We start from the raw sequence: 11,559 nt of genomic DNA, 5'->3' as shown, positions 1-11,559 counted from the left end.
TCCATATTCAGCATTCACCTGCTCTTTCATGGCGTCCAGAGCTTTTAGAACCCGACTATTCATTGCAGCATGCCTCCACCATCTCATTATAGAGGGTCTGACGGTCGCTGGCATCGAAGGTAACGGCTATATTAAAAGAATCGTGGCAAGCGCCGCCCATGTCTTTTCCCGACATCCCGGCGCATGGGACCTGAAAAACGGTGATCGGCTAGACTAAGCATCTGGAAAATGCGGCATGACAGCTCTTCAATGCCCAAAAGGAGTCAGATCGATGAAACAGAATAAATATGATGTCCCACAGTTTTTCTTGAAGTACAGTCAGATGAACCGATCCAAAAAAGGACTGTCCGCCGCGGGAGAATGGATGACGTTTCGGGCGATGCTTCCTGACCTTCGCGACAAACGAGTGCTGGATTTAGGCTGTGGATTCGGTTGGCACTGCCGTTATGCGCAAGAACAGCATGCCGAGGCAGTTCTGGGAGTCGATCTATCGGCTAAAATGCTGGAGCGCGCTCGAGCCGATACGCAAGATCCGGCAATTCAATATTGTCAGCTCGCTATCGAGAGCATCGACTTTCCCGAGAATACGTTCGACGTGGTTATCAGTTCTCTCGCGCTCCACTATGTCCAGGATTTTTCGCAGGTTTGCCACAACGTCGCGCGCTGTTTGAGTCCCGATGGTGACTTTGTATTCTCTGTGGAACATCCGATCTTTACCGCGGACGTCAGCCAGGACTGGTGTTACGGCTCCGCTGGGGAACGGCGCCATTGGGTCGTGGATCACTACCACGAGGAAGGGAGGCGCGATACCCAGTTTCTCGGTGAAGAGGTCGTGAAGTATCACCGAACCGTTGCGACCTACATGAATGACTTGATAGCTTCGGGATTCCACATTCGAGACGTGCAAGAATCCAAATCGACAATCGCAATGTTCGATGCCGCTCCCCAAGTGCACGATGAATCGCGTCGCCCCATGTTTCTCCTCGTAGCCGCTCGTAAAGGATTGTTTTAGATGGCGCTCAAAGAGGTTCGTCAGAGTATTGACTTTCAAGCGACGGTTGTGGCACGTGGTGACTCAAGAGACGCTGATGGAGTTATTTTGGGGATTTTCTAACATGTGATGCATGTGACTCATGGTAGATCAGGCCTTTCTTCTAACCTGACGCATGATAGCTAAGGCCTACGGCTTTGATCTAATAAATAAACCGAAAAATCCACCTACCGTTGTCACATCGTCAGTGTTAACGCACTGTGAGAACCCGGCTGGCTACCGTGTTGATCGCGAGGATCGCCATCTTGACCCAAAAGAGGGGAATCCTTGCGGCCTTTCGCCTCCGGAGCCGGATACCGGAGGCGAGGAGCGGCAAGAACCGATTAATGGTCGATCCCAGGACCTGTATAAAGGTGTTTCTCGTGACCTACCCCGATCAGCAGAAAGCTGACACTGGGCACAATGGACAGTATTGCCGTCGCGCCAATGGCTGGTCCTAGTGCGTGGTGTCCGATCCATTGTCCTGCAATAAGAGCCCCAATCGGTCCGGCCGTGTGGAGAAGAGTACGGATGTGTGTTAAGACCATCGCGCGAATATCTTCAACCAGGGCATCGAACCGTAGCTGGAGGACCATGACGGAGGTGCCTCCGGCGAGTCCCGCGCTGAGAATAGCGGCGATAAAAGCCCAGACCGGTTGCGAGAGACCGACCCAGTATCCCGTCATAGCGACGCCCGCGATGGCTTCCATGATCCATAGGCGTACTAACATCGGCCGTGATGAGTGGCGACTCGGCCAGTACCATGCGCCCGTAGTCGCTGCGATGGCCGCCAATGCGCCGAGGAGTCCATAAAAGAACGCCGGAGCATGCCAATGATGCACCATCATGGGTTCGATGACCGTGAGCCCGCCGGCGCCGAGATTGCTCATCCAAAATACGATGAGAGGAGCCCAGAGTCGTATATCGCTGCGAATGACTCGCCACGGACGAATGGTGGCCGGATGCGGCGAAGGATCCGGAGGGCGAGTCTCATGCTGTGGGGGAATGGATAACGTATAGAGATTGAGTGACGCCACGGCAAAGACCACTGCGGTCATGAGAGCTAAAACCGTCAGAGGAAGGATCATGACCAATAATCCGCCGGTGACCGCCCCACCTACAGCAGAGATATTCCATCCCGTTTGCTCGAGCTTCATGGCCACCGGCAGATGCTCTTTGGGAATGAGACGCGGCCATAAGCTAGGGCCTCCACTGGCATTGGCGATAAAGGTGAGACCCCAGACGGCGCTTGCGGCGTCAATGAACCACATTTGTCCGAGACCCGGCCATGCCAGCCAAACTGTCAGTGCGGCATATGCCGCGGTGCGCAATATAAAGTCGGCCACCATCACCGGGCGGACGCCCAGACGATGAAATAATCGGGCCACGATAGGGCCACCAGCTAATACGGGAATGGTAGACCAAAAGCTCAGCCAACCCAGTTGTTGCGCTCCGTGGGCATGAGTCGCGAGAGTCCAGAAGAGAGCCACTTGAAATGCCTGGCTCCACCACGCGGAACCCGTGTCACCAATCCAGTAGCGCAAGAACTGGGGATGTTTTCGTATAGACATCATAATCCCCTCGTCGATAGCGTTGGTTTGTATGGACGAGAGGACTCTAAGGGGGCGTTAACCGAAGAGAGGACGGAGCACCTTTTGTGACACGAACCATGGTGGCACCGCCCTTCCAGAAATTTTTGTACCCCATTATATCACGAAATATCGATGGCTTCTGACTCCGCGATACGTACCCTTTGCACTTGATTTAACCCGGTTTTTGGGTTAGCCTCGATTGCGCCTTGGCAGGGACGATGAGGAAAGAAGCTGTCTAGAGTGCCAGTAATTCACGTACATCTTCCTCGCTTAAGGAACTTAGCCCCTCTTCGTTGGCTTGAATCACCTGACTGACCAAATCTCGCTTCTTTTGTTGTAGTTCATACATTTTTTCTTCAATCGTGCCTTCGGTGATGAGACGAATCACTTGCACCACATTACGTTGTCCAATGCGATGGGCGCGGTCGGCGGCTTGCTCTTCGACGGCCGGGTTCCACCACAAATCATACAAGATGACGGTATCGGCCCCCGTTAGATTGAGCCCGGTACCCCCAGCTTTGAGCGAAATGAGAAAGATGGGACGATCGCCGTGGTTAAATTGCTCGGTGAGCGTTAACCGGTCTTTGACGGGAGTCTCGCCATCAAGATAGAAATAGGAGTGGCCGCGTCCCTCCAATTCTTTTTTGATGATGGCGAGCATCGACGTAAACTGCGAGAAGATGAGCATCTTTTTTTGCGACGCCAATGCTTCATCAATAATCTCCAAGAGTAACTCGAGTTTTCCGGACCCTCCCGAATAGTTTTCGGCGAACATGCCCGGATGACAACAAATTTGTCGAAGGCGGGTAAGACCAGCCAAAATTTTGAATCGACTCTTTTGGAAGTCGGATTCTTCGAGTTCTTGACTCGTGGCTTTACGCAACTCCTCCAGATATCCAAGATAAAGGGTTTTCTGCGGGGTGGTCAGATCCGCTAGTTCGGTGGTTTCAATCTTATCCGGTAACTCTTTGAGTACATCTCGTTTCAGACGCCGTAAGAGAAATGGCCGGACGCGACGCGCAATCATCTCGGGAGGGAGTCTGCGAAAGGCCTCTCTATTGGAAAATAGGGTCGGGAACACCGTGTGCAAGATGGACCATAAGTCATCGAGAGAATTCTCAATGGGCGTTCCGGTCAGGGCATATCGCCGGGGACTCTCAAGTGAGGCCACCGCTTGCGCCGTTTGGGTGGCATGGTTCTTAATCGCTTGCGCCTCATCAATAATGAGGGCGTGATAGGTAGGCCCGGTGAAAAGATCGGTATCACGGCGCAAAAGCGGATAACTGGTGATGAGGACGTCCACGTCAGTGAGATCTTGCATCATCGCTTCACGCTCATCTCGGGTTCCGGTGACGATGCGGGTATTCAGCGAGGGCGCAAAGCGGGCGATTTCGTGTTCCCAGTTAAACATCAGAGAGGCTGGACAGACAATAAGTGCGGGATGATCAAATGGCCCCTTTTCTCGTTCCGCGAGGATAAAGGCAATACTCTGCAGGGTCTTTCCGAGACCCATGTCATCGGCTAATATGCCGCCAAAGCCATAGTGATTGAGCGTGGCCATCCACTGAAAGCCGAACCGTTGATAGTCGCGCAAGGTGGAGGTCAGCGACGCGGGGGGATCTACCTCAATATTGTCGGGATGCTTAAGGTTGTCAAGGAAACGTCGTAGCGATCGACCAACCGCCACCGTCTCGGAGCGGTCGGTTTGATCAATGAGGTTCAGTCCCCGTAAAGCTGGTAGTTGGATTTTATTTCCCTGGCGCAGTTCTTTGGCACTGACGTCGAGGTCCTCCATGAGAGTGCCAAGCTCGCGAAATCCTGGGGCATTCAACGGCACAAAGGCCCCGTCCCGGAGCCGATGATAGCGTTTTTTTTCAATCACCGAGCGCAGAAGTGCGCGGGCTTCTTTGGCATCAATCCCGTCGATGTCGAAGGTCACCTCGAGCCAATTCATGTTGGAGGTCAAATCGACCGAGGAGCGAGCGGACGGGAAGGAGCCGTGCACGATGGGGTCGAGTGATTCCGTGAGATAGACTTGGTAGTCGTTCTGCAACTGTGGGAGATGGTCCATCAAGAAGGTGAACTGGGCGTCTTCTTGACGCAGGTAGAGGCGGTCGCCCTCGGGGATGAATTCTGCGGCGTGCAGCCGAGCCAAAAAATTGTCTTCGGCCGTCGTATCCCGAATAATAATCCCGTCTGATGACGTCTTTTTGTTCTCCGATTGAAGCGCCTTAATCGTATTTTTTCCATATTTAAACCGCGGTTCCGCGACGAGAGCACCGTTTTGGATGTCGAGGTAGAGTTGTCCCTGCATGGGTTCCTCAACCACCCGATTGGCGATCTCTTTGGCAATCTCCACCTCAGAGACTTTCTTCAAAGCAGGGATGACATGCTCTAAGATTGGTTCTAGATCTGCTTTAGAGGCAGGAAGCACAAGATTATCGCTAGTCGCGGTCATTTTTTTCATGCTAGACAATGGACGGATGATGGTATCCTCTAGCGGATAGAGTGTGGAACCCGCTATCGCCATACCGTAGGCCGGCAAAAATGTGACTTGAGAGAGCCCGGAAACCCTGAATTCATAGTGGTGATCAGGGCTGGCCGTTAAGGCGATTTTCACGGGTAATGAAGTATTATCCGAGATGGTGAGCGGCCTTGAGTGCTCCAAAGACACCGGGATTTTTCGTAAATAGGGAAGGAGAACATCAAACGCCAGGGCGGGAATGACCAGGTAGCGGTGTTGCGACCCATACGGAATATTGTAGTAGTTCCCACTCGCGGCTACCACATCGGATTTATGCGCAATGACCTGCAGTTCGTGGATGAATTCTAGGCATTCCATGGGAATGGCATGACGTGCCGGGTCCACCGTGAGCGTCTTTGATATGACATAGGGGCTGCGATCGTTCCATTCCGAGAGGAATTCCATGATTTTGGGCACGTACTGAAGCCGCTTTTCACCCATCTTCAGACTGAATCCGATCGTCTCATGATGGTAATCGCGGAGTACCGTCAGCCCGACTTCAACTAATAGAGGGCTGCTTCCTAAACGAACCACTGGGGAAGTTGAACGATTGGCATCACGAAACGCATTGACCAGCCGTTCGGTCAGATAATGGAGCGACCGCGGGGTAGGTGGAGGGGGAAGTGGAGGCGCGGGTGTGGACCCACGCAGTACGCTGGCATTCTCCAACTCATGCAGTGCCAATAACAAAGCCACCACATGCGAGCATAATTGGCTAGGGTGTTTATTCACGCACGTACACGAGGTCGTGATGGTCGTGGGCAAGAGCTCAACGCCGGTATGGAAGGTACGCGAGGCATCATAAATATCGCACTCGTAATCAAGACCAGGCGTTTCTTGCCGACGGATGAACCCCAGTTTTCCTGTGGAAAAATAGCGCATGCCGTCTAAATAGCTGATGGGATCGCTCATGCGTTTGATAACGTCTGTTGAGGGAAGATGCGGGATCATTTTTAGCCTCCGATAATTATTGTCCATAGTATATCGAATCTGTAGGCTCTCCGAAACGTCTATTCGACAACATTGCTCAATGCCATTGCAGACAAAGTGGCATCGCCACGATGGTGCGCATGTGGGGTCTCGAAATGTTGAAAAGAATATCTATGTTCCTAATTGACAGATAGTATTTCAGAAAGATACTATCAATGTATCTTGAATATATTCATGAAAGGCTCGATTACACATGGAGAGCGGATGGAATGGTACGACATCGCGTCAACTGTCTCGGGTAGAAGCTTTAGCAGAGTGTCGTCGGCGTCTAGTGACCGGTGAATGGCCTCCTGGGTATGTCTTGCAGGAGAAACTGCTCGCCGAGGAACTGGGGGTGAGTAAGACTCCGGTGAGAGAGGCATTACAGTATCTCGCCTATATAGGTATGGTGAAGCCCTATAGCCGGATTGGATATGTGGTCGCTTCCATTGAACTTAAAGACACGATTGAAGTATTCCAATTTCGTACTCTCATTGAAGAGGAACTGATTCACGGTGTGGCCGCACATCCAACGGTTCGCGTGCCACAACCTAAGGCCGAGGAGCCTGCATTAACGCAAGAAACGGACTTTCATCGTGGGCTCTATGTTCAGATAGCTCAGCCGCGAATGGCAGGCTCGTTAGGAATGTTACTGGACCAGACTTCCCGAGCGATTGTCTATACCGGAATTGAAGAGTCACTGATGATGTCCATAATCCAAGAGCACCGGGCTATTAGCGACGCGGTCTATCAGCATGACGCTGCGTTGGCGCAAGCGCTCATGACAGTCCATTTACGCCATCTGCGTGATTCCGTGCTGTCAAAACTGCGTCAGCAACTACGAGAGTCGAAAAACATCCTGTAGGAGGATTGATGATGCCCAAACAACAATGGAGAATTTTAGACTTTCACGTGCACTTTGCCGTTAAGGGCGGAGAGGGCAGTGTGCGTGCATCAGGAGCTCATGAAGACGAACTGACCTATGGACAGCAGCAGTATCGGTGGATGCTGGGCACATGGGATTTTCCTGTACCCGAGGAAGAGGTGCCGGAACCTGAAGTCGTGCTCAACCGATGGCTGTCTGAACTTGACAAATATCAACTGGAAGGCGTCGTATTCGTCACCGGTGCAGGTTCGGATTTCATGGCTCAAGCCCAAAGTCGCCATCAAGACCGGGTGTTCTCCTTTTCGCATATCAGCCCTGATGACCCCCGTGCACTGGAGAAAATAACTCGCGACATTGAAGACTTGAAACTCAGTGGCTTTAAGATGTTCGGGCCCCGGCTCGAGAGACCTTTTGATGACAAGGCTTACTGGCCAATTTGGGAACTACTGGCTCGTCACCGCGTACCACTACTGATTCACTTCGGCGTGTTAGGCGGTGGAGGCGGCATTGTGTTTCATCCTCGTATGAGTCCTCTTACGGTGGACCCGGTAGCGCGCGCGTTTCCTGAATTGCCGATTGTTATTCCGCACTTTGGAGCGGGCTACTGGGCCGAGCTCTTGCAGTTAGGCTGGGCACATCAAAATGTCTATGTAGACACCTCGGGTTCTAATCAGTGGATTCGCTGGATGCCTTATCCACTCACGTTGGAAACACTGGTGCAAAAGGCCTACGAAACCTTCGGGCCGCGTCGCATTATCTTCGGGTCAGATTCCAGCTACTTTCCGCGAGGATTTGCGGTTCGCTATGTGAATGACCTGATCCGGGCCGCCAGGTATAACGGGATGCCGGATAGTGACTTGCAGAGAATTTTGTATGACAACGCTTGGGAACTCTTGCATCCCGAGGTGGTGAAGCGCCATGGGTAAAAAAAAGGCCTTAGTGGTGGGGCCGACCTTTGTCGACATTGTCATGTCGGAAATGGCTCGACTTCCCGCGGCGGGAGAAGAAGTTCATGTGGGGGATGCGTCATGGGCCCCAGGAGGCTACGCCATTAGTGCGATAGCGCTCTCGCGCTTGGATATTGATACCACTTTGGTCACGGATGTAGGAGAAGACGAACTGGGCATGACGCTCTTGAATCGCCTTCATCGTGAAGGCATCGATACCAAAGAGATTCAGAAAACGGATCGCACCAATATTGCGGTGGCCCTGAACTGGAGTGGAGATCGAGGGATTGTGTCCTATACCCATCCGCTTACGGATCCGACGGAGCGGATTCACGACTTGCTGCAAGGAGAGGTGTCACTAGTGCTGTTATCGGCACGCCATCCCTATGCGCGCTCCATCGCTGCGGAGGCATTCGCCCGCGAGGTTCCCGTGGCCCTTTCTCTGTCATGGCATCCTGAGTTTTTAACATCTTCAGCATTGCAACAACTCTTTCCCTACGCTCGCTACCTCTTTGGTAATGTACCGGAGGCGCTCTTGGTGACTGGGGAATCCGATTTTGTTAAGGCGCTGGGAGTGTTAGGCGCGGCGGTGTCCGAAGTGATAGTGACCCGGGGAGCAGAGGGCGTCGCGGCCTTAGTCGAGGGGGAATATGTGGAGGTCGCAGCGGAGCCCTCCATTATGGTGGATGCAACCGGTGCAGGCGATGTCTTTGCCGCCACCTATCTTGCCGCCTCCATGCGCCACTTGGGAGTTCAAGATCGATTGCGCTGCGCCGCCTGGGCAGCTGCTCAGGCGGTACGCAAGGTTGGTGGCAGTACCGGCGCCCCTCGCTGGAATGAGATCGAAGCCACAGTTCTTGCAAGGGAGGGGGTCTAACATGGTAGAGAAGCTCAAGCTCACAATCATTGGGGGTGGGGCCTTTCGCACGCCGAGATTGGTCTATGGTCTCGTTCGTCATGCGGCTTCATTGCATATCCATCAGATTGATTTTTACGACCCCGACGAGACACGGATGGCGAGCCTCTTAGAAATATCCCGGCATGTGGCCTCCCAGATGGGAAGTTCGATTACGATGAATGCTAAGGGGGACTTGTCATCCGCCGTACGTGATGCGCACTTTATCTTTTTGACTTACCGGGTTGGCGGCGAAAAGGCGCGCGCCATTGATGAACGGACAGCGCTCCGCGCTGGCCTTTTGGGTCAAGAGACGGTAGGACCGGGCGGGTTTTTCATGGCCTTGCGCAGCATTCCGGTGACATTAGATTATGTGCAACGGATTCGCGATCTAAATCCCGGAGCGTGGATTGTTAACTTCACCAATCCTGCGGGCATTGTCACCGAAGCCGTCAGAAGTGCGGGAGACGAGCGATTTGTCGGGGTCTGCGATACCCCATATCACTTACAGATGGAGATTGCGGACTATCTCAATCTCTCTGCCGAGGCGCTTTCTATAGAAACCGTAGGATTAAATCATTTGGGGTGGTTCACCGATGTGCGCCATAGGGGAGAGAGTCTCATGCCTCGTCTTATGGACGAATTACCCCAACTGTTGCACCGTATTCGCCCTCTCAGTTTCTTTTCGGAAGCGGAAGTGCGAGCCTTTGGGGGCCTTCCAACAGAGTACGTGTACTTTTTCCTGCATGCAGAGGAGGTGGTGGAGCGAACCCGAGAACATCAGAGCCGTGGAGAGATTCTACAGCAAAGTATGGCCGAGTTCTTCCCTGAAGTGACGCGGTTGGTGAACACGGGGAATGTGGATGAGGCATGGAAATTATACGGAGAAACCATTACCGGACGATCTAATTCCTATCTAGCTCACGAAACCTCCAGTGCTTTCCCGCGTGGACTCAATCCGGAAAGCCTTTTTGCGAGCGAGGGATATGAGGGCGTAGCGATTCGTGTGATGGAAGGATTGTTAGCGGAAGAGACGACCGTTGCCATTTTAAATGTGCCATCGGGCGACGTCTTCCCCTCTCTTCCCGAAAACGCCGTAATCGAATGTGCTTGTGTCATCGAAAATGACTGCATCGTGCCTCAACCGTTGCATACGTATCCTTCCGATATTGCCCTATCCCTGATTAATCAAACCAAAAGGTACGAGACGGCGACGGTCCTAGCCGCAAAGACTCACAAAGTGGACGACGCGATTATCGCTTTGCAACAGCATCCCATCTTACTGGGTCGAAACGATTTGGCAGCTCGGGTGATTCAGGAACGCTTGAAACTTGATGGAGCTCCACGATTGAATGCGTCAATATCGCCTACGGGCATCCACCACTTCGGTGAGAAAGATAGGGGAGAAAAATCATGATGAAAAAACTTGGGATTGGAGTGCTGAGCGTCTTAGCGGCCGGGGCCATTGCTGGTTGCGGAGCAAGTGGCAATAGCACAACAGCAGCGTCCCAATCGAAAACTGAGGTATCAGCTAAAAACGGCGGTACACTCACAGTGGGAACCTATACTACGGCCGAGACTCTGGACCCAGCATTGTCTCATACCGCGCTGGACCAGCAGATTATGGACAACATTTACGGTACCTTGCTCCAGACCAGCCCCTCAGGAAAACTTGTGCCGGACATGGCCACGCACGTTTCCGTCAGCTCGGATGGACTTCAATATGTGATTACTCTTCGTAAGGGCTTGAAGTTCACCGATGGGACCAATTTCAATGCAGCGGCGGTTAAGTACAACTGGGAGAGAATTTTGAACCCGGCTAATGCATCCCCCGAGGCCAGTAATCTGGGGCCAGTGCAAAGTATTACCGTGAATAGCCCAGTTCAACTCACCGTCACGATGAAGACCGCGTTTGCGCCCTTTGAAGATGATTTGACCGGACCGGTGGGCATGATTGCATCTCCGACGGCTATTCAGAAAGAAGGAAAGTCCTATGGGAATGATCCCGTGGGTGCAGGACCGTTTAAATTTCAGAACTGGGGTCCTAATGGCGCCAGTACGTTGGTACAGAATCCGGCTTACTATACACCCGGCGAGCCCCACTTGAGCCGGGTAGTGTTTGACCCCATTCTTTCGGCATCCACTTTAGTAGATGCTTTAGACAATGGGCAAATACAGATTGCCGATGTTCTCGATCCGAGTCAGTTAAGCCAGGTTCAAAGTTCGTCAGCCAAGGTTGACGATGTGGCCGGACTAGGGTGGTTCGGTATGAACATCAATACCACCACAGGCTCGCTCAGTAATGTGCATAATCGGCGTGCTGTACAGTATGCGATTAATAAAGAGGTTATACGGCAATTGGTGTTTGATGGGACTGGATCGATTGCCAATAGCCAAATATCGCCATCGTCATGGGCGTATGATCCGTCACTCAAAACACCGTATAGTATAAAGGACGCGAAAAAGGAACTTAAAGAGGCTGGCAATCCTGAGGGATTTTCCTTTACGGTACAGGCTCAGAACACCAATGAGTACATTCAGTTGACCCAGATTTTGCAATCCCAGTTAGCTAAGGTCGGTATCACCATGCATATCGATTTATTGGATACGGCTACGTATCTCACGAATCTCAATTCCGGGAACTATCAGGCCGACTTTGTTAACATGAGTGGATCGCTTGACCCCAACACCTCAACGTATATCTTTGATGATTCAT

General features: G+C 52.4%; 8 protein-coding genes. 6 read left to right on the top strand and 2 right to left on the bottom strand.

The features are described from left to right. Positions 1-271: 271 nt before the first annotated feature. Positions 272-1,012 (top strand): class I SAM-dependent methyltransferase, encoded by a 741-nt coding sequence (locus ACOJWD_RS14945; RefSeq protein WP_486994049.1) that lies wholly within the window; start codon positions 272-274, stop codon positions 1,010-1,012. A 362-nt stretch (positions 1,013-1,374) separates the two neighbouring features. Here ACOJWD_RS14945 and ACOJWD_RS14940 read toward each other — a convergent pair whose 3' ends face one another. Both ACOJWD_RS14940 and ACOJWD_RS14935 read right to left on the bottom strand, forming a co-directional pair. Next, entirely contained in the window at positions 1,375-2,601 is a 1,227-nt protein-coding gene (locus ACOJWD_RS14940; protein ID WP_486994048.1) for an MFS transporter, read from the bottom strand. A gap of 256 nt (positions 2,602-2,857) precedes the next feature. Next, positions 2,858-6,097, bottom strand: a complete 3,240-nt coding sequence (locus ACOJWD_RS14935; protein WP_486994047.1) for a DEAD/DEAH box helicase — start codon at positions 6,095-6,097, stop codon at positions 2,858-2,860. A gap of 232 nt (positions 6,098-6,329) precedes the next feature. Here ACOJWD_RS14935 and ACOJWD_RS14930 point away from each other — a divergent pair, with 232 nt between their 5' ends. The 5 genes from ACOJWD_RS14930 to ACOJWD_RS14910 all read left to right on the top strand — a co-directional run. Beyond that, a complete protein-coding gene (locus ACOJWD_RS14930) occupies positions 6,330-6,980 on the top strand; it encodes a GntR family transcriptional regulator (protein WP_486994046.1) in 651 nt (216 codons plus the stop codon). 11 nt (positions 6,981-6,991) lie between these two features. Further along, entirely contained in the window at positions 6,992-7,927 is a 936-nt protein-coding gene (locus ACOJWD_RS14925; protein ID WP_486994045.1) for an amidohydrolase family protein, read from the top strand. Continuing rightward, complete coding sequence (locus ACOJWD_RS14920; protein WP_486994044.1) at positions 7,920-8,825, top strand: carbohydrate kinase family protein; 906 nt, start codon at positions 7,920-7,922, stop codon at positions 8,823-8,825. Before ACOJWD_RS14925 ends, ACOJWD_RS14920 begins: the two co-directional genes overlap by 8 nt. A gap of 1 nt (position 8,826) precedes the next feature. After that, entirely contained in the window at positions 8,827-10,260 is a 1,434-nt protein-coding gene (locus ACOJWD_RS14915) for a family 4 glycosyl hydrolase (protein WP_486994043.1), read from the top strand. After that, positions 10,257-11,559, top strand: a 1,303-nt coding sequence (locus ACOJWD_RS14910; protein WP_486994042.1) for an ABC transporter substrate-binding protein, incomplete at its 3' end; no start/stop codon positions are given. The genes ACOJWD_RS14915 and ACOJWD_RS14910, both read left to right, overlap by 4 nt.

This window comes from Sulfobacillus sp. TH-112, assembly GCF_057473405.1.
This window is presented reverse-complemented; position numbering and strand designations above follow the sequence as displayed.